22 protein-coding genes, 1 tRNA gene and 1 pseudogene are annotated in these 18,264 nt (G+C 69.4%); 10 read left to right on the forward strand and 14 right to left on the reverse strand.

The window, feature by feature from the left end:
• Positions 1-2: 2 nt before the first annotated feature.
• Positions 3-77 (reverse strand) — tRNA-Asp (locus HG542_RS20655).
• Positions 78-328: 251 nt separating this feature from the next.
• On the opposite strand from HG542_RS20655, the gene HG542_RS20660 reads away from it, so the two are divergent.
• Entirely contained in the window at positions 329-916 is a 588-nt protein-coding gene (locus HG542_RS20660; protein ID WP_171083569.1) for an SMI1/KNR4 family protein, read from the forward strand.
• 3 nt (positions 917-919) lie between these two features.
• Here the strand turns inward: HG542_RS20660 and HG542_RS20665 are convergent, their stop codons facing one another.
• Positions 920-1,969: a hypothetical protein gene (locus tag HG542_RS20665; protein ID WP_171083571.1), complete on the reverse strand. Its 1,050-nt coding sequence runs from the start codon at positions 1,967-1,969 to the stop codon at positions 920-922.
• 355 nt (positions 1,970-2,324) lie between these two features.
• Between HG542_RS20665 and HG542_RS20670 the strand changes: the two genes are divergently transcribed.
• Positions 2,325-3,716, forward strand: a complete 1,392-nt coding sequence (locus HG542_RS20670) for a DUF4241 domain-containing protein (RefSeq protein ID WP_171083573.1) — start codon at positions 2,325-2,327, stop codon at positions 3,714-3,716.
• Positions 3,717-3,812: 96 nt separating this feature from the next.
• Here the strand turns inward: HG542_RS20670 and HG542_RS20675 are convergent, their stop codons facing one another.
• Positions 3,813-4,463: a hypothetical protein gene (locus HG542_RS20675; RefSeq protein ID WP_171083576.1), complete on the reverse strand. Its 651-nt coding sequence runs from the start codon at positions 4,461-4,463 to the stop codon at positions 3,813-3,815.
• A 335-nt stretch (positions 4,464-4,798) separates the two neighbouring features.
• Between HG542_RS20675 and HG542_RS20680 the strand changes: the two genes are divergently transcribed.
• Positions 4,799-5,560, forward strand: a complete 762-nt coding sequence (locus HG542_RS20680; protein WP_171083578.1) for a DUF4190 domain-containing protein — start codon at positions 4,799-4,801, stop codon at positions 5,558-5,560.
• A 160-nt stretch (positions 5,561-5,720) separates the two neighbouring features.
• Positions 5,721-5,921, forward strand: coding sequence for a hypothetical protein (locus HG542_RS20685; RefSeq protein WP_171083580.1), 201 nt, complete (start codon positions 5,721-5,723; stop codon positions 5,919-5,921).
• A gap of 473 nt (positions 5,922-6,394) precedes the next feature.
• Here HG542_RS20685 and HG542_RS20690 read toward each other — a convergent pair.
• The 3 genes and pseudogenes from HG542_RS20690 to HG542_RS20700 form a co-directional block, all read right to left on the reverse strand.
• A pseudogene (locus HG542_RS20690) lies at positions 6,395-6,742 on the reverse strand (helix-turn-helix domain-containing protein); the annotation flags it as partial.
• A gap of 565 nt (positions 6,743-7,307) precedes the next feature.
• On the reverse strand, positions 7,308-7,565 hold the full coding sequence (locus HG542_RS35275) for a hypothetical protein (RefSeq protein WP_229922847.1): 258 nt from the start codon (positions 7,563-7,565) through the stop codon (positions 7,308-7,310).
• 579 nt (positions 7,566-8,144) lie between these two features.
• A complete protein-coding gene (locus HG542_RS20700) occupies positions 8,145-8,570 on the reverse strand; it encodes a hypothetical protein (RefSeq protein ID WP_171083582.1) in 426 nt (141 codons plus the stop codon).
• A gap of 352 nt (positions 8,571-8,922) precedes the next feature.
• On the opposite strand from HG542_RS20700, the gene HG542_RS20705 reads away from it, so the two are divergent.
• Positions 8,923-9,087, forward strand: a complete 165-nt coding sequence (locus HG542_RS20705) for a hypothetical protein (RefSeq protein ID WP_171083584.1) — start codon at positions 8,923-8,925, stop codon at positions 9,085-9,087.
• A gap of 457 nt (positions 9,088-9,544) precedes the next feature.
• Here HG542_RS20705 and HG542_RS20710 read toward each other — a convergent pair whose 3' ends face one another.
• Positions 9,545-10,057 carry a hypothetical protein gene (locus tag HG542_RS20710; RefSeq protein WP_171083585.1) on the reverse strand — a complete coding sequence of 171 codons (513 nt, stop codon included), beginning with the start codon at positions 10,055-10,057 and terminating at the stop codon, positions 9,545-9,547.
• Between the two features lie 99 nt (positions 10,058-10,156).
• Positions 10,157-10,453 (reverse strand): hypothetical protein, encoded by a 297-nt coding sequence (locus HG542_RS20715; RefSeq protein WP_171083587.1) that lies wholly within the window; start codon positions 10,451-10,453, stop codon positions 10,157-10,159.
• Positions 10,454-10,498: 45 nt separating this feature from the next.
• On the opposite strand from HG542_RS20715, the gene mihF reads away from it, so the two are divergent.
• Positions 10,499-11,698 (forward strand): integration host factor, actinobacterial type, encoded by a 1,200-nt coding sequence (gene mihF / locus HG542_RS20720; protein WP_171083589.1) that lies wholly within the window; start codon positions 10,499-10,501, stop codon positions 11,696-11,698.
• A 136-nt stretch (positions 11,699-11,834) separates the two neighbouring features.
• On the opposite strand, the gene HG542_RS20725 is transcribed toward mihF, so the two are convergent.
• From HG542_RS20725 to HG542_RS34405, 6 genes are all read right to left on the reverse strand, one after another.
• Complete coding sequence (locus tag HG542_RS20725; RefSeq protein WP_171083591.1) at positions 11,835-12,224, reverse strand: hypothetical protein; 390 nt, start codon at positions 12,222-12,224, stop codon at positions 11,835-11,837.
• A gap of 289 nt (positions 12,225-12,513) precedes the next feature.
• Positions 12,514-12,663 (reverse strand): hypothetical protein, encoded by a 150-nt coding sequence (locus HG542_RS20730; protein WP_171083594.1) that lies wholly within the window; start codon positions 12,661-12,663, stop codon positions 12,514-12,516.
• A gap of 705 nt (positions 12,664-13,368) precedes the next feature.
• The gene (locus HG542_RS20735) at positions 13,369-13,800 is read right to left on the reverse strand and encodes a hypothetical protein (protein WP_171083595.1); all 432 of its coding nucleotides are present in this window, start codon (positions 13,798-13,800) and stop codon (positions 13,369-13,371) included.
• A gap of 197 nt (positions 13,801-13,997) precedes the next feature.
• Positions 13,998-14,474 carry a nucleoside 2-deoxyribosyltransferase domain-containing protein gene (locus HG542_RS20740; protein ID WP_171083597.1) on the reverse strand — a complete coding sequence of 159 codons (477 nt, stop codon included), beginning with the start codon at positions 14,472-14,474 and terminating at the stop codon, positions 13,998-14,000.
• 335 nt (positions 14,475-14,809) lie between these two features.
• Positions 14,810-15,298 carry a hypothetical protein gene (locus tag HG542_RS20745; RefSeq protein ID WP_171083600.1) on the reverse strand — a complete coding sequence of 163 codons (489 nt, stop codon included), beginning with the start codon at positions 15,296-15,298 and terminating at the stop codon, positions 14,810-14,812.
• A 21-nt stretch (positions 15,299-15,319) separates the two neighbouring features.
• Positions 15,320-15,634, reverse strand: coding sequence for a DciA family protein (locus HG542_RS34405; RefSeq protein WP_176606789.1), 315 nt, complete (start codon positions 15,632-15,634; stop codon positions 15,320-15,322).
• Between the two features lie 225 nt (positions 15,635-15,859).
• Here HG542_RS34405 and HG542_RS20755 point away from each other — a divergent pair, with 225 nt between their 5' ends.
• The 4 genes from HG542_RS20755 (at position 15,860) to HG542_RS20770 (ending at position 18,178) form a co-directional block, all read left to right on the forward strand.
• Positions 15,860-16,372 carry a PH domain-containing protein gene (locus tag HG542_RS20755; protein ID WP_171083602.1) on the forward strand — a complete coding sequence of 171 codons (513 nt, stop codon included), beginning with the start codon at positions 15,860-15,862 and terminating at the stop codon, positions 16,370-16,372.
• Positions 16,373-16,488: 116 nt separating this feature from the next.
• The gene (locus HG542_RS20760) at positions 16,489-16,818 is read left to right on the forward strand and encodes a hypothetical protein (RefSeq protein WP_171083605.1); all 330 of its coding nucleotides are present in this window, start codon (positions 16,489-16,491) and stop codon (positions 16,816-16,818) included.
• Positions 16,819-16,870: 52 nt separating this feature from the next.
• On the forward strand, positions 16,871-17,119 hold the full coding sequence (locus HG542_RS20765; RefSeq protein ID WP_171083607.1) for a hypothetical protein: 249 nt from the start codon (positions 16,871-16,873) through the stop codon (positions 17,117-17,119).
• 420 nt (positions 17,120-17,539) lie between these two features.
• Positions 17,540-18,178, forward strand: a complete 639-nt coding sequence (locus HG542_RS20770; protein WP_171083609.1) for a hypothetical protein — start codon at positions 17,540-17,542, stop codon at positions 18,176-18,178.
• Positions 18,179-18,264: the final 86 nt, after the last annotated feature.

An 18,264-nucleotide genomic window follows, 5' to 3' on the forward strand; every position in this document is an offset into this window, starting at 1 on the left:
GGGGCGGGGCGGCCGGATTCGAACCGGCGTCCTCCGAGAGGACATCGCGGCGCATTACCTCTGTGCTACGACCCCGCCTTGCCGGTGATCGTACGTCCTTCAGCCGCACGGGTGGACAGGTCAAGCTGTGCCGAGCCGACCATCAGTCCTGGCTGTTGCTCCGGCGCCCAGCTCGTGCCCTCGGTGGCGTAGGCGTGCTGGCGCCGGCCCGGTCCCGGCTGACTACCCGGATCGAGGAACCACCACTTGGCCCTTTGGCACGAGGGGTCGGCACAGACGGCCCATGGACGCTGGCTGTGTCACAGCGTTCTGGGAGGCTACGGCCCATGTGATCGAACCCCCGCGTAACGGCATCAGCCCGGTGATTGCTTCGGTGACCGAGTCCTGGAACGTCATCGACGCCTGGCTGGCGAAGAACGCACCATCGAGCCTGGCCGAGCTCCGTCCGCCCGCATCGCCCGAGGCCATCAAGGAGGCGGAGACCGAGTTGGGATTCACACTTCCCGCCGATCTGCGCGAGTCGTTGCTGTGCCACGACGGGGACGATGCCTATACCGGAGTCCTACCGTGCGGCCCCCTGTACTCCACGGAGACGATCGTCGAGATCCGCAACATGCGGATGAGCATCTGGGACGCCGATGACCCAGATCAGCAAGACGACCCATGGTGGGGAACACTCTGGGTCCCGTTCGCCGGCAGCGACGGCGACGACCACTTCATCGACGCCGGACCCGGCCAGTGGCACAACCACCTCGGGCTGGCGGCCCACGACGACTCCGCCTGCTTCGTCGGTTGGCCGAGCCTGGCCGCATGGCTCCACTGCGTCGCTCAGGCAATGCTGCACCACAACGACCGCGGTCACATCGAGCCAGTCCATGCACCGATGCTCCCCGGCGATGGAACGGTCGACTGGTAGCACTTACGGGTTCGTGTTGCCGACGGCGCGCCAGGTGTGCTCTTCGTCGCCCGTTCCGCTGCCCTGGTAGCTGATGGTGGCGGGGCGGTCGCCCTTGGGGATCATGTGGATGGTGCACTGGGTCAGGGTGCCGCCGGGTTCGAGCCGTGTGCGCAGGGCGGGCCCGGGACACGGTTCGACGCCGGGCTCTCCGAACAGCAGGGTCATCTTCGGGATTTCGTGTCCGCCGGCGGTCTGCAGGGTGAGGTTGTCCTGGAGTACCGGCAGCAGCTTGGACTGCCCCATGTTGCGGTATTCGACGGTGACGTAGTAGGGGACGGTGTTGCGGTCGCGGTCGTCCAGCTTGACGTTGCTCAGGTCGTCGAGGCTGCCCTGGCGGATGCTCTTGGGGGTGACCTTGATGGGGACTTGGTGCTTGTCGAGGTCCTCGGCGAAGGCATCGACCGTGGTGCCCGGTGGCAGCAGGCCGCTATTGCTGCTGTTGCCGTCGCCGACGTTCCACAGGACGGTGTCGCTGCTGTCGTCGGCGTAGGCGACCGTTGCGGGCGTCAGCTTGGGGTCGAGCATGAGCACGGTGCACGCCTCGGCCGTGCCGCCGGCGGGAAGTGTGTCAGGGTCGCCGTTGGTGCACGGCAGCTCCTGGCCGGCAGTCCCCAGGGTCGGGTTGTTCATGACCATGACGCTCTTGGCGCGCGTGCCGCCGGCTGAGACCAGCGCCAGGTTCGTGGACATGCTGGGCTGGGCCAGCGTGTCCTTGCTGGTGTTGGTGTAGGTGACGGTGAGGTAGTACGGCGTTTTGCCCTTGAGATCGTCGTCGTCCAGCCGGACGTGGTCCAGGTCCGATGCGGCGGCACGGACCAGGCTCTTGGGGGTGACCGTGATCGTGTGGGCGTGCTTGTCGCGGTCGGTCCAGGTCGCCGCATGCCCCGTCGTCTGCACAGCCAGCGTCTGAGCCTTGCCCTTGGAGGCTGCCGCCGTGCTCGACGCCTTGGGCGCACTCTGGGTGACACCGTTGCATCCGGTGAGCAGCGTCAGGACTGCTCCGGCCCCCACGATTGCTGATGCCGGCCGATGCGCTCGCATCGCCACCCCGCCCTTCCCACCCAGATCTGACATGCACTCATCCAGCCTCACGGCCGGATCACCACCCTAAACGAGCCACCGGGACATCCCTGCAGCCCAACGATGTTCCCTGAGCAGGGCTTTCTAAGCGGGTTGATCGAAATCGAGTGCTGATCCTTCGGGCTGCCAAGGCGCCGGCCTGGGTGGCGCGGCAGGATCAGCACCGCACTTCACCGAGACCGCTCAGGGCACATCGGGCGGGCCGGGCTGGTCTGCGGAGGCGGGCTGTCAGAGGCTGCCTCTAGGGTTCAGCCGCCGAAAGTGAACGAAAATGGACGGTTGTGACATGAGTGCGAGTGCGGTAGAGGTCATGTACGGCGAGGGGTGGTGCGCCCGCAGCCGCGCGATCATCGGCCCGATGACCGAGGAGGAGGCCCTGCGACGCCACGTGGCCGGAGATCCGTACGCCGTCCTGCTGCGCGTGGCTGGCCGACCGCTGGCCGAGCTGCGGATCACCGGCCGTGCCGGATATGTGGGCCTGCTCCTGTTCGACGTGCACGGCAGGCGCCAACGGGAGTACGACTACGTGGAGCTGCGGCGCGGCCTGTTGCATCTGCGGCGCCACCGCCAGTGGCTGTACCGCGGGCCCGACGAGGCCGAACGTCCCGAACCGGCTGTGCACTTCACCCTCAACATCAAGCCGGACGGGCGTGCCCGGCGGCGCCTGGAGCACCACGGCATGTTCGAGACGATCGCGCACATACCCGAGGAGCACCGTACGCTCCTCCTTGCGGACTTCGGTGGCTGGACCCGCTACGCCGACGCCGGCCTGCTGGGCCTGCCCGGCCCCATCACGCTGGTGCCCGCCCCTGTGCCGGAGGCGGCGGGTTCGCCCGACGGCTCCCCGCTGTGGAGTGCGCCTGCGCCGCTGGCCCCGGGGGAGTTGGAGGCGCTGTTCGTCCCCGGCAGCCGCTTCGAGTCCTACGACGGCCCGGTGACGGTCGTCGAGCCCGAGGGGGCGGGGATCCTGCGGCTGCCCACGGGCCGGGTCATCGTGGCCGATCCGACCTCGCTCTCGGCGGACGACGAGCCCTTCACGGCGATGGTGCCGCCGGGCACGTACCCCTTGGTGCTGGGCAAGGTGGAGCGACGGGGCGAGTGGCACGGTGAGGAGCTGGCCTGGGAGGAGATCACGGCGGCGATGCTGCGCATCGGGGACCGACGGCCCACAATTGCCTGGGAGCAGGCGCTCCTCCCCGGTCAGGAGATCCGCCTGCTCGGCGAGGGCGAGTACTACGGATTCGGCGTCGACTCCGGCACCGCCGCCTTCCTGGACCTCGCCGCGCGCGACGCCCTGGCCGCTGACCCCGACGCCGCGATGGATCTTGCTGAGTCCATCGGTGACGAGGTCACCTGCCCACAGTTCCACGACCCCGTATCCGGCGCCAACGCGATCGCCTTCCCCAGCGGCGCAGGCGACGGCTCGTATCCGGTCTGGATCGGCCGCGACTGCGACGGCGAGGTCACCTGCCTCATCGCCGACATGCACACCGTCGACAGCACACGTCCCCTGCCGCCCACGCCCGTGTCCCCGACGGTGGTCCGCCTGCCACCGGTGCCGCCGGCCGAGGGCCCGCTGCCGAACCCCGCACCGCACGCGGAAACGGCCCACATCTTCGCGCAACTGCTCCTCCAGACCGTCACGATGGCGCGACGGCCACTGCCCGGCCAGGGATAAGCGGCCTCGGCGAAGTGCGGTGCTGATCCTGCCGCACCTCCCCAGGCAGGTGCCTTGGCAGCCCAAAGGGTCAGCACTCGACTTCGACCAAACCGCTTAGACCGCGGGGACGCGCATCTCGTCGCGCACCTTGGCGGTGGTCTTCGCGAGCGCATCGAGGCTGACGGGTGAGGGGGCGTCGGGGATGGACACGGTTACTACGGTGCTGTGGTCGGACCAGCCGCACACGGGTACAGAAACCGCCTGTGTCTGGCCGGGCCGGGTGTAGGCGAACTCCTCGCAGGCGACGGCTTCTTGAACGCCGGGAGGCGTGAGGTCCTCGGCGGGCGTGGTGACCTCCACGCCCGGGTTCTCGTTCATTCCCCGGAACATGCTCCGCATGGCTCGCTTGGGGTCGTCGATGGTGCCGTACAGGCCCGCGGCCTGGAGCGTTCCGGAAGCGCCGGAGGCGTCCGTGTACTGGCCCCCTGCACCGTGCATGTTGTGTTCGTTCGCGCCGTCACGCTCGGAGCTGATCCCGTCTTCCATGGTCTGGGTCATGTCCTTGTCCAGGGTGTACTGGCCGTCGATCAGAGTGTGCGGCACCGTGAGCTTGTAGCGCTGCGCGGCAGGGGAAGCCGGAGTGCTGGAGGTGCTGCCATCCGAGCGGTCGGAGGCGCCGGCCGCCGCATGGGAGCTTGAGCTTTCGTCGCTGTGGTTCATGGAGTTCACGTAGCGGCCCAGGGTCCCCAGGACAACGACCGTCACCGTGCAGCCGATCAGGATTTTCGCGCCACGCCCGCGCGGGGGCTGCGGCGGAGGCGGCGCCCACCCTGCATGCTGCTGCGGGTACCCCTGTTGCGGGTACCCCCACGGCTGCGGCGGCGCATACGGCGGGACCGGCCGCGGTGGCTGCTCGGGCGGCGGCATGGTCATATCTCGGGTTCCCCCTCGTACGGGACGGTCAGGCTCACGCGAACCGTTGGCGTGATCACGCAAATACCGTACGCCAGTACGACAATGACGGGATGAGTACGCGTACTCATCCCGTCTGAGCGAGCGGGCGCTCCCGGGCAGGTGCTGCCGCGCGATGTGATCACGGCATGAAGACCAAGCCCCCCGCCGACCTTCCCGCCCTGATGCCCAAGTCGCCCAATGGCGATGGAATGACGGCGCTGGTGCTGGCCTTGCTGGGCGTGATGATTGCCAGCACGCTCTGGGGCATTCCCCTGGCCATCGTGCTCGGCCTGGCTGCGACGGTCTACGGCGTGATCGGGCGGGGAAGGGTGAAGCGCGGGGAGACGGATGAACGCCTCCCGGCGCTCATCGGCCTCATTGTGGGCGCGACCGTGGCAGTGGTGAGCCTCGGCTTTACGGCGTGGTTCATCTACGGGCTGTCCCACGCTTACGACAGCGACCCGCGCCAGGAACTGGCTTCGCGGGGCGGCGTGTACGAGGCCCCGCTGGGCCCGGACGAGACGGCGCGCTACCGGGACGGCCTGACGGTGACGGTGGGCCAGGCCCGCCACGTGCCCAACCTGCCCGGCGACTGCGACCTGAGGAAGGGCGAGGAGACCTACGCGTTCACAGTGACGTACGTCAACGCGCAGAAGAAACCCGTTGACCTGGCCTGGAACGGCATCCACGACGATGAGAAGCTCCTGCCGAGCGGCAACCCTCCCCACGGACCCATGAGCCCGGAATGGGACCGCACCCACCCCTGGTTCCCAGACAGCCTCGCACCCCACCAGACGGTGACGGTGACGATGTACGCCAACGTGGTGCCGGGATCGACCGCCCTGGAATTCACCTGCTCCCCGACGGCTTACCGGGACGACGCCCACTGGCTGCTGCCACTCCGTTAGGGACTGCCCAAGGTGTTGTGCCCGGCACGCTCTCGGCCGGCAGGCGGACGAGCTGCTGCTGGCCCGGTGGGTCGGCTGCTCCAGAGGCCTGGACACGCTCACCATCGCGAACGGCCGGGCCACGGCCAAGGGCCCCAAGCTCTCGTGCACAGGCACCTTCGTGCCCGGCGAAAGAGACGGTCAGGAGTCCGCGACCATCACCTACACCTGCGAGGGCGGCGACGACAGCTTCGGCGGCCAGGACGGACTGCGCGGCCTCGGCCACCTGACGGTGGACCTCGACGGCTCAGCACTCGTACTCGACTTCGAGGGGCCCAAGGGCGGCTGGGGCGGCATGGTGGACAGTTACCGACGCACCTGACAACGTGACACTGCGGGCGTCCCCGGCGGGCTCGGTCGTGCAAGTTGACGGTGCGGGCACGGCGTTGTGTGCTCGCCCTTGGACACCCGCCCCAGTACCGTCTGACCGATACCGAACAGGACGCAACGCAGCGCTTCGCCGCCGCCGGATGGGAGACCCTGGGGCACCCCTGCGCGGCGGGATCAGCAAGCGGTACCCCATCCGCTGCCTGACCTGCGGCTACGAGACGAGTCGCGAGGCGATCAAGAAAATCCGCCCGTGCACCGGGCACACGCAGGCGCAAGCGTGAGCATGCGGACCGGGCACCCCCGACTGGACGACCGGGAAACGACGCACTGCACCGGCTGGGACGCTTCCAAGGGCCGCGCCCTCCCCCTGCCGTAGGCGCTGCACCCGGCGGCGACCGTCCTCACGATGGGTAGCCGGATCATCGGCCGCAAAAACAACGGATATGGCTGACCTGCGGCGATGCGCTACTCGGCCGGTTGCGCGGGCCTGGGAAGTCCTGGTGCGGCCGTGGCGGCGGCGAGCGCGATCCGTCCGCCCTTCAGCTCGGGTACGTACTTGTAGATCGTGTTCCGGCTGACGCCGAGGAACTTGGCGATCGAGGTGACGGTGTTCTCCGGGCGGGTGAGCAGGTCCCGTGCGTGCCGGATCTGCTCCTCGGTCATGGCCGGCGGGCGGCCGAGTCGGGCGCCGCGGGCGCGGGCGGCGTCGAGTCCTTCGTTGGTGCCCTGGACGAGGAGTTCGCGGATGAACTCGGCGAGGGCGGCGAAGACGTGGAAGACCAGGCGGCCGCCCGGGGTGGTGGTGTCGAGTGCCTCGTGGAGCGAGGTGCGGGTTCGGCCAAGGTGAGCGAGATGCCCGCCATGATCATGGCGGGCATCTCGCTCACCTTGGCCGAACCCGTGTGGGGCGCCGAGCTGCTCGTAGGACGCCGCGGTACTGACCCACTTGCCTCATGCGTCTCACCCGCATCTCGTATGCCCGGGGGTGTCGCACATCCGCACCCTCGCCCGCCTTACAAGGTGAAGGCCTCCGCATCCCGGTGGAGGCCCGGGCCGTCAAGGAGAACCTCCAGGTGAGCACCGCGACCCTGTCCCGCTCGAACACCCGGCTGCGCGAGGCCGCGCTGACGGTCTGCGGCCCCCGCGAGGGCAAGACGGCCGCCTGCGCCTCCTGTCTGCGCAAGGCCGACGCCGCCCTGCACCTGGCCGCGGGCCCCCGCCCTGAACACGGCTCTCCTGCCGCAGATCGCGGACATCATCTGCGGCTCCGTCAACGACGAGGCATGCGGCGACTGCTGGGACAAGGCCACGGGACTGCTGCTCCAACTGCGCTCATGACCGGCACCCTGGCGACTCCTCGGCCGGGGTGGGCCGTGATTCAGTGTGTCGGGGTCCGTGCAGCGTCGTCCCACGCGTGGGGGCTGCGGTAATGGTTGCCGTGCCCTGCGGTGAGTACTGACCGGAGTTCTGCGAGATGCGAGGTGTCCGCCGGGAGCTGCAGCCGGGTGAGGAGGGTCAGCGCGGCCGTCGGTTCGAGGTCGCCGTAGACATCGTGGTAGCCGGCCAGCAGGCCCTTGAACAGCGGTCCGTGCAGTGCGGGGAGCTGCGCGGCGGTGTCGTACGTCTTCTGCTTCACGGGCCAGGGCACACGGGGCCCGAGCAGGCCAGCACGCGGCCGGCGCGGCGGAGTGGGGCTTCCGCTCCCTGTGCCACGATGTGGTCGATGTCGTTGCCGAGCACCTCGGCGAAGGCCGTTCCGGCGGTGTCGTGGTCCTCGAACCAGTCGGTCCAGAGTGAGTAGGTGACGGCCTGGGCGTCCCGCTCCGCTTCGAGTCGTTGGCGATAGCCGTCCCACAGCGCGTCGGCGGGCAGGGGGGCCCTGCGGGCCTTGGTCGGCGAACCGGATCTCGCACGTCACCCAGTAGTCGTCGAGGAGGTCCAGCAGCCCGAAGGCCAGCTGCAGCTGCTCGGCGACGTCCAGGTCCTCGTCGGCGAACACCTCGCCGGCCCAGGAGTGCGCGACCTCGTTGGCGGTGAGCAGCCGGTCCGACGCTTCGGCGTTGCCCCACCCGCCACCGGTCTCGACAACGCCTCGCTCGGCGAGCCAACGCCGCGCGTCCTCCATGGCCTGCATTTCCATGCACAAAGTATGACAAGCTGCGGGGTGCTTCCTGGATATCACCAGGTCGGCGTTGGTTCCTGCGGCTCAGAGGGGTCAGGGGGCGGACCTTTTGAACCGGAACTTGGCCGCGGAGTCCTCGCTGATGGGGAGGTAGATGCCGTCCCGGCCTCCCTTGCCGTCGATCCGCATGTACGTGCCCTGCTTGGAACCGAATACCTCGCCGAGCGTGATATCGATCTGCTGGTCGAATCCGGACACGGGCTTCTTCTCCAGGCTCCACTGGCCGTTGCCGGTAAACCTCGGTTCGAGAGGGCGGTCGTCCGTAACCGAGAAGTCGGTGGGGAAGTTCACCGCGCTGAGCGAGCCGTCCTCGCGAAGGGTGAGCTGTGCTGCACCGGGACCGGTCCAGGACCCGGCGAGTTCGGCCGGCGTCGCCCGGCCGCCTTCCAGGCTGTCGCAGCCCGTGGCGGTCAATGCCAGGGTGGCGCAGAGGATGAAAGCGGGGATCGTCTTCTTCATCGCATGCCTCGCGCCTCGGTTTCCGTCATGATCTCCCCAATTGTCTCCTGGGCGGCCGGCCCAGGTGTCATCGGCCCCCGCGAACGGCCGGTGCGTGGGGGCGGTATGACAGCCAGCCGACCGGTTTGTGGCCTCGTCACGGTCGTGACGAGGCCACAAACCGGCACTTCCGGCCGACTCACGGCAGGCGGACGGCTTCGATCTCCGCGTCGGCGAGCAGGGCGTTGATCAGAGGTGCGGGTCCGGCGACCTTGGAGTGAGGCCCCTTCTGCTACGGGGGTGAACCGCGTTCAGGGCCAGCCGCGGCCACGGGGGTGGGGCGCATGGGCGGAGCGGCTACCGTCCCGCGGGCGTGGTGGCGGCTGCGGACATGCTCAGCGCCCACCTGAGTGCCGAGCGCGGCAACACCGCGGGCATCCGGCGGGACGTGGACCGTGCGGAGATGTCCGTCATCGAGGTCCTCGAAAGCATGCACGCCCTGCGGGTCGCGATCGGCGACGTCGAGGACGAGGAGTAGACGGAGGGTCAGGAGGCCCAGTTGGGCGCAGGGCTCCACGGGCACGCGCATCATCCTTGGCGGCGCGGATCCGGGCGGCGGCCCACTGGGCGGCGGCCTGCTCGACGTCGTGTCGGTAGGCGGCACGAGCGCCGGTGGAGGCCGGGCCGGGGGCGAAGAGGCCGCAGCCCCAGCAGCTGACCCGGTCGGCGCCGGCGGGGCAGGCGGTTCGGTCTCCGCACCGGGAGCAGGTGTGTTCACCGTCGCGGTCCACGATGTCGGAGCGGGTGATGAGGGAGTAGGTGTAGCAGGAGCTGCAGCTCACCTTCATCGGCTCGGCCCAGTCCACGTGCCTACGGTCGGCGGTGAGGTGGCACTCGACGGAGCCTGGTTCGCCGATCAGGCCGCAGGCGGGGCACTTGACGTACGGGCGGCTTTCCTCACGGGGCAGATCGGCCAGGCGGACTCCTGCGCGCATTCAGGCCTCTGCCACGAGTTTGTGGCTGAGTTCCATGAGCTGAGTGGGCGTCAGAAACGCGCTTCCCGAGTGGGCGGTGCCGCAGGTCAGGACGAACAACCGTCGCCCGGCCGCATCCCGCTGCGCCCGGGATGCGGCCTGCCACACCGGGGCGGCCGCGATGGCGCCGCCGGTACGGTGCTCGGCCACGGCCTGCAGCACAAGCCGCGCCTCCGGCGACGATGCGGTGCTGTCTGCCTGCCGCAGCGCGGCGGCTCCCGCAGGCCCGTGGGTGCCGTTGACGGGGTTGCGGGCGAGGAACTCCATGCACAGCAGCACGGCTTGCCACCATGTCTCGTCGCCGCGGCGGTCGAGCTCGTCGAAGAGCTGTTGCCCGAAAAGGGCATCGGCTTCCTCGACCGTGCCGTTGACCGCTCCCTGCACCAGGTCGGCGAGCGGCAGCTGCGCCAGCAGGTCCTGGTCAGGGTCTGCCAGGGTCCAGCGGTACTCGCCGAACGGGTTGGGCGCGTCCATGCGACGAGCGTACGAACGGCGGGTCCGCTCGGCGCCGCGCCACTCCTGCCCGATCCCTCGTACGAGGCACGCCGGTTTGCCGCTGTGTGGCGGCTCCCGTCACTTGGTCAAGGCCTTGATGCGCTTGCGGATGTTCTCCGGGTGCCTATTCGTCGCCTCGCCGAGCTGGTCCAGCTTCCACCCTTGGTGGCGGAAGAGTTCGGCGCAGGCCCGATCGACGTAGGGGGCCGCGGCCTTCTTTCGGGCGTCGGCCTTGGCGGCGGCCTCGGCGAGGTCCGGGAGGTGTTCGGCGGCGTCTTCGATCAGGTCGATGCCGGCGGCTTCCGCGGCCGCAGCTCGCTTTTCAGCCGGGGGGTGCGGCGGATACTTCCCGGGGTGGGCATCGGGGCCACGCACCGCGAGTTCCGGCGACCGCCAGGCCGGGCCGTAGGCTGTGGCGCCATGGACGCGCCGACCCGACCGGCTCGCATAGAGATCGCGGCACTGCTGAAGAAGCTGGCGCCCGGACCGGCGGACACCTACAACCAGCGCGCCTGCTACCTGAACGATTTCCTGAAGTTCCTCACCGAGGTACTGGAACTGCCCGAGGAGCGGATCCAGGCGGGTGACCTGATCGACCTGGACTACGCCGAGGTGTGGCTGCAGGCCGCGGGGAAGGGATACACACGGCAGCGCCGACGGCCGGGAGGACCCGAGGCGGCCGAGGCGTCCCAGGCTGCTCGGCGCGCGACGTTCAATGCCTTCGCCCAGCATCTGCGCATGCCGCAGCGCCTGCCGGTCGAGTGGCCCGACCGCAAGGGGCTCCCCGTCGAGGAGAGCCGACGTATCGTGACCGAGCTGGCGGACACTCGGCCGCCGGCCACGACCACCGCGGTGTGGGAACGGACGAGCGCCCTGGCCGCGATGCGTTTCTCCACCGGCCGTCCCGTATCGCAGCTCGCCGCCGTCCTCGTGACGGACCTGGACCTCGAGGCCGACATCCCGACCGTCGTGCTCGGGGGAAAGCCGTACCCGCTCGATGACCTGGCCGTGCGCACAGCCAGACGGTGGCTGGACAGGCACTCACGGCTGACCTCCGAGCTGGAAGGCGGGGAAGTCACGGCATTGTGGATCACCACCGGGCCCGGGCGGCCGCGGTTCGGCGAGCCTGCCCGGCATCCGTACCTGCCTTGCACCTTCCGCACTTTGTGGGCGGCGCACCACGCGCTGACGAGCCGTCTGCTGGCGATGCCGACCCGGATCGGGCAGCTCACCGCGCCCGCCCCGGAGGAGATCGTCGGGGTGCGGCGCAGACGTCGGCCTGCTCCGCCGGTGGCGCCGCCGCCGCTGTCGGCGGAGGAGCGACGGCGTGCGCTGGAGAAAGCCGGCGCGGTCCGGCGGGAGCGCGCGCAGTTGCTGAGCGACCTGAAGTCGGGCCGGGTGAAGATTGACGCCGTCCTCGCCCGCCAGGACCGCGTCGTGGCCATGACGCGGCTGCGTCGCCTGGTGGAGGCACTGCCGGGCACTAGCCCAGCGGGCGGGGCCAAGATCCTCAAGGCACTGGGGGTCGACGGCGACCGGCGTCTTCAGGTGTTGAGCAAGCAGCACCGCAACGAGCTGCTGCGGCTCTGCTCGCCCATCAGCTGCGGACTTGCCCAGTGATACCGGCCCGTCGCCGGGTAGCGGGCGCCGGACAGGGCACCGTGGCCTTCGCCGTGGCAGCGGGGCAAACTGAGCGGCGGCTGTTCCCTCCGCCCTTTCTTTGAACTGGAGTTTCCGCCATGGGCCCGCGACGCAGTCACATGATGAGCCAGAAGCCCAGCGCATAGGCAGTCAGGACGACAACAACCACCTGCACGGCCATCAGCGCGCCGAACTTCCTGTTCCCGGGCATCTCGCCGTTGCGTTCACCGTCCAGTGCCGCCCACCGCACCCTCTTCCGGTGCCCGACGAACATCATGGGTATCGCGAACAGGCCGACGGCATACGCGGGCAGTGAGGTGTCCAACGACCCGCCCGGAGCCACGGCGTCCGCCACAACATAAGCCGCTCCTGCCACAGGCACGACGCACACCGACCTCTTGCCCTTGGGCGTCGGCATCAGCGTGACCATGAAGACCAGGAAGAAGACGGTCACCGCGATGGCGACAACCCACCAGACGGTCACAGAGAAGTGAGGTGGTTGCACGGTATTTCCTATCCGGGCCCGCTTGATGGCGGGCCGCTCAAGAGTCGGGACCGGGCACCGTCAAATGGCGGCCGGCCCCAACCGGTTCATCTGGGGGCTACCTGGAATCCTCGCAGGTCAGCGGCCCCGGAAAGGACTGAGAGGCCGAAAACGCTTCCTGGACGCCCGTTCGACTTTCACGGGCGCAGCTGGAGCAGCAGTCCCGTGGCCTTGTCCCAGCAGTCGCCGCATGCCTCGTCGTTGACGGAGCCTCAGATGATGTCCGCGATCTGCGGCAGGAGCGCGGTGTTCAGGGCGGTTCCGGCGGCCAGGTGCAGGGCGGCGTCGGCCTTGCGGAGGCAGGGGCGCAGGCCTTCGTCTTGTCCTTACGGCGGCCGCAGACCGTCAGCGCGGCCTCGTGCAGCCGGGTGTTCGAGCGGAACAAGGTCGCGGTGCTCAACTCGGTGGTCCTTGGGGTTCCGGTGGAACTCGTCGAAAAAACAACGAAGTAGCCCCTGGCCTGTGTGGTTCGGCCCACCGTTACGTTGACGGTGCCGGTTGTCTTGAGCACCGCCGATTTTTGACATCGTTTCTCGGACGCGTTCCGGGCCGCGGTAGGTCCGCAACGGCCACTTACTGATCTTGTTCAGGAATCGGTGGCGATTGCTGAACAGCTGAATCCCCTGCCTTCCCCCGCCACCGGGCAAGGTTGTGGCGGGTGTTGAGGGTGTCGGGGTGGTCGGGGCCCAGCACCCGCACCCGGTCGTCCAGCAGTTCGGCCAAGGCGGTCGCAGCGCCGGATGCGAGGTCCTCGAGCCGGGCCCGCCCGCGCATCCCTGGACAGGGCGGCGCTTCACCGCATCGCGGGGGAACCGGGAGCCGCTGGCCGTTGCCCTGGCCACGCCCGAGCTGGTCGCTGAGGTCAGCGCCGACGCCGCGGCCGACCGCGGGAAATGGCGGCACCCCGTGAGGTGGGTTCGCCTCCGCGCTAACCTGTCTCCCGCCGATGCTCCGCGCTTCGGCCAGGGCAACCAGCCCAGCGCCGGGTGACCATGAAGGCCGTCCTGCGGGACTTGCCCCGCGCGGAAGGCCGACCCGCTGGACGCCGTGCCGCTGTACGGCCGCTTCGACCAGCAGGTGTCGACACTGGGCAGCTCGCCGCCGCTCAGAAGAACAGCCTGACGCGTGTCTCGATCAGCTGCGGCTCCCGGTCTTCCGCCGCGCATTGCAGCGCCTCCCGTACGGCGAGGGCTCCCAGGCGGATGAACACGTTCTCGCAGGATTCGGTCCAGTGCCAGGACAGGGCTCGTACGATGACGCGCGCATTCACCGGGGCGCCTCGGCGGGCTTCCGGGTCCTGGGTATCCTCGGCCGCCAGCTCTCGCAGCACACCCTGCGCGAGGGCCTGTTGGAATTCGGGGGCCGGTTCCGGGTGCGCGGTGCAGGCGAACTCGCAGGTCGACATCGCGCCCTCGGGTACCGGCTCGAAGTCCAGTTCCACCCGTCCGTACGTCGGCACGCACGCGCTGAGCGTCTGCCGGGAGTACACCTTCACCCCCCGTACCGCGCGCCCCAGCCCAACAGTCGGTGCAACCATGGCGAACACCGTACGGCGGTAAACCCAACAACGTCATCTGCGTTTTCCGAGGCCATCCGTCTTCAACGGCTCGGGCAGAACGCAGTGGGTGCAGCAGGCCGGCGTACCGGGAGACCACGCGAGGGCGACAACAACGCGCTCGGTGTGGTCCGGGCCTTCGTCGAAGTCTGTGCCCATGCCGGACGCCCTCCCCCGGCTCAGCCCCCGGACAGGACTCCGGAGTGCGTGGCGAGGGCCGCGGCCGCAGCCCGCACCGTTGTGGTCAGGGAGGCATGGACCTCAACGTCGGGGCGTGCGTGCCGGAGCTGTTCGACGATGTCCAAGTGGCTGGCGTAGTCGGGGTGCGCGCCGACCGCGATCGTGGCGCCGCGCGCGGCGTGGGCGCCGAGTTCGTACAGGGCGATCGGCTGGATGCTCTCCGCGCAGAACCAGAACAAGATCACGTCGGCTCGGGCCAGGTGCTCGTACTCCCAGGCGGTCTGCTCCCGGGCGGCGGTCGCCGGGTCCCCCTCGGGGAAGACGGCTTGCCGCGGGTTGAAGACGGTCGCCGGCACCCCGGCGGCGCACAGCTGCACGGCCGCCCGCGTCTGCCAGTCCGGGCAGTCGGTGATGCCGCCGGCGAGGAAGAGCGCGGGCTCCCGGCCGGCATCGGCGCATCGGTCCGGTGCCTGCACGTACCGTCCTGCGGCAGGAGTGTGCACGCTGGCCACCGCGTCCAGGAGGTCACGGCGGACTGCCTGCGCTCGGCGTCCCGCTCCGCCGCACTTTGGATGCTTTCGACCTCACCCTGGTGACCCGGGCCGCTGGTCCCGGCCTCGTCGGCTCCGTCCCTGCCCCCATATGCAGTGGACGGAGACCGGCAAGGGGTGCGTGGCCGCGTACCCACGGGCGGCTCCGCACCGTGCTGATCAACGAGCCCGGTGTCCGCGGCGTCACCGGGGTCACCCGGGCCCTGCGGCCTGAGCATCACCTCGGGCGAGCTCTCGGCCGCGCTACGGCGCCGGGCGCATCAGCCTGTCGGCGGCAGCGAGACCTTGATCTCGGGTATATCGATCTTCGGTGTTTCGACCTTGAGGTTCCTGCCGTACGTCTCGGTGATGCCGCCGTCCCAACGCACGGTCAGGGCCTTGCCGTCGTCTTCGAGGGTCGCGGCGCCCTTGGCGCGAGGATTGTCACTGGTAGGGCACTTGAGGGCGAAAGTGGTGGTGGGGCCGGAAGCCTTCCCCTGGCCACTGCATACACCCTTCGGTGAGTCGGCTATGACATGGTCGTAGAAGAAGCTCACCCGGAAGATCTCACTACCCTCCTGGTGATACCACATACCGTACGGTGCACGGCTGGCACTGCTAGCGGAGGTGCTGCTCGCCGAGGGCTTGGCGCTCGCATCGGCGCTCGTGCCGCCCGCCTTGGCTCCGCCGTCGTGCGAGCCGCTGGCGCATCCCGCTGCCAGCATCATGGCCGCAAAGGCCATACCCGTGATCCGCGCTGCCTTCCGCACGTCATACCTCCACCACATCGATCATGAGCAGATCAAGGTAACAGGCCGCCTCCAAGGACTGCGGTCACGATGGTGTCGGCAGCCGTCTCGCGGGGCCACTCGCCGGGCTCGAGCGCGGCGAGCGGGACCGGAGGCCAGGATGCGGAGCGCGCGGACGGCCGGCCTGCCCGCGGCGTGGTTCGCGTCGCGGATGATGCGGGCCTGCTCCAGGCGGGCCTCGGCCGCCCAGGCCGCCGACTCCGGACACAGCGTCAGCTGCCCGCTCTCCGCGTCGAAACCGACTGCGGCGACGTGCCCGGCCCGGCCTGGGGCGATAGCGGCCCACCGCTCGCGCAGCGTGCCGCCGAGGACCGGGAAGTCTCAGGCCCGCTCGGTGACCGGCGGGTGAACACCTCGCCCAAGCCCGTCAGCTCCCGGCCGCCATGCCGCACGGCGCGGACACCTCCCCCGGCCGAGCCGCGCCGCTGTCCCGCGCCATGCGCCTTTAGCGACATGTGGCCGCGGTGTCACGATTTACCCGAAACGTAGGGTAGAGGCGTGCAAAGGATCGATTTTCATGCCGTGCCCCGTCGGTGGTTCTGGCTGACCGCCGCCGTTTTTCTCCTCACCGGTGTGGCCTTCCCGTGCTTCATCACGGCCGGCATGGGCTGGGAGGAGTTCGCCCGGCGCTTCCATGAGTCGCCGCGCGGCAGGGGGCTGGGCTTCGTGTCCACCGGGCTCTTCCTGACCGCGGCGCTCTCCCTCACCGGGTGCTACTTCTTCGCCGGGCGCACGTACATCGAGGCCGGCGGCATACGCATCAGGACCCCTCTGCGGCGGCGGTTCATCGCCTGGGGTGACATCAAGTACATCGACGTGGACAGCGGAATCGACGAGCTCTTCGGCCGCAAGGCAGGCCCTCTCTACCGGATCCGGCTGGACCTGATGACCGGCGAGAGTCTCTGTCTGCCTGCCCCGATGAGCGGTGAGTTCGGCCCCGCCATGGAGACAGCCAAGAGCGCGATCATCCGCCGCCGAACGGCCTGGACGGATCAGCCCCACAGCGGAGTGCCGGAGTCATCGGCCAAACCCTGAGCAGGTGCGGCGAAGCGCACGACGACGCCACTGGTGAACTCGGCCCGCCGCCGGTCCGACCGCCCGAAGGGGAATCGGTTCGCAGATGTCCGGCTTGCTGGCATATCGTCTGGCGGATGTCGTCTTCTCTCCCAGACCAGCACGCCACCGCCACGGGTACGCGGACCGAGCCGTACATGAAGCTGGACACCAACCCCGACGAGATCATGCACCTGGTGTGCTGCCGCGCCCTGTCCTGGCGCACGGCGTTCTGCGGGGCGGAAGGGGAGGCCGTCGGTGTGAACACCGAGATGCTGTGCACGATGTGCGTGGAGCAGGCCGAGGCGATGTGGCCGGGCTGGTGGGCGGATCCGAAGACGTTCTGCCCCGTCGACGGGCAGTCGTGCCCGGACGATCACGAGATCGACCTGCGCATCGCGTGGGAGAGCGGTCCCCCGATCCGGTAGCCCGGGTGCGGACAACTCCCCTTGTGCGGCGGGGCGCTGCTACTGTCGGTGCATGGATCCCGACGAGGAGCTGTCCGTCGGCTTCGGGCCGCAGGAACGCGGGCAGGTCGTACGCGCCGCAGCGGAGCGCGGCGTGACGCTGGCGGAGTTCGTCCACGACGCAGCGTTGAACGCCGCGGCGGACCCCTTCGCCAAGGCGCTCGCCAACACCCTGCGCGTACCGCATGCTTCTGACCTATCGCAGGGATCAAGACCTGTCAGCCACTACGACACCACGAGTTCAGGCTCAGTAACACTCTGAAAAGCCCTCCGCAGACGATGGATGGTGTGCCGGCTCTCCGGTCGGACACCACACTCACGGAGGTCTTGATGAACACGAAGGACCCGGGTTTCGGGCGCCGTTGGCTCTACAGCTTTCTGGACGGCAACCGCCCGGTCACCAGCAACCTGGTGCTCGGCGACGACGAGGCGATCCGGTTGGCGGCCGGACTACGCGAGGAGGGGTCGGCGTCACGCGGGTCCTGCGCCGCGGCGGCAACGGCCGCTGGACCGTGGTCTGGGACGAGGAGTGGACGAACACCCCGGCGCGTGAGCGGGAAACGCCCCGTCGGGCCGCCGCGCGCGGCATGGGTGAAGTTCCCTCATTTCCTTCCGCCCGCGAGGCAGCGGCTGAGTATGCGTACTCATGTGCGTATCCTGCTGCGGGCAGCAGGATACGCACATGACAGAACGACAGCACCCCTTGCGTCGGATAGCCATTGCCGTGTCGGTCGCGGGGCTGGTCTCGGGCATGGTGGCGGGTGCCTGGTGGTGCGCACGGCTCTGGGCCGGTGCCCCTTACCCTGTGGCGGACCCGGCCGCGACAGCTCGGCAGGTCGACAGCCGCACGCAGGTGGTCTACGACGTACTCGGCCTGCCCCGGGCCGAACTGGACACGACCTGGCCTGGCCGTGGCCTGGATGCCGACGGCTCCAGCTGCTACCGCCGGGGCCTGCGCCACTGGGGCGACCAGCTCAGCGACAGCCCGCCGAGCGAGCCGCACACGGTCATGATCTACGACACCTGGGCGCTCAAGGGTGTCTCTCCCGCTCAGGCCGAGTCCGCTCTGGAGCGGGCGCGCCACGCCCTGACTCAGCGGGGCTGGACCGTCACCGCCTACGAGCACTCCCGTCAGCGCCTGCGGCTGACCCTCACGCCTCCCCGCACCGACATCACCGTCAGGCTGGAGGCCTACCCCGGTGACCGACTCCAGGTTGCCGCGCACGCCGACTGCACCCGCTACCCGTCCCACACCCCGCTCGGCAACCGGGACGTGCCGCTCGTGCCGCCCCAGCACGCGCCGGCCCAGCTGCGTGGATGAGGCGCTGGCGGAGGAGGACCGCCTTCACTCGGGACATGCCTGTTCCAGCCTGGATGCGCCGCGAGTTCGACGGGCGAAGCACCGTC

This window comes from Streptomyces morookaense, from assembly GCF_013030945.1.
GTDB classification, from domain to species: Bacteria; Actinomycetota; Actinomycetes; order Streptomycetales; family Streptomycetaceae; genus Streptomyces; species Streptomyces morookaensis.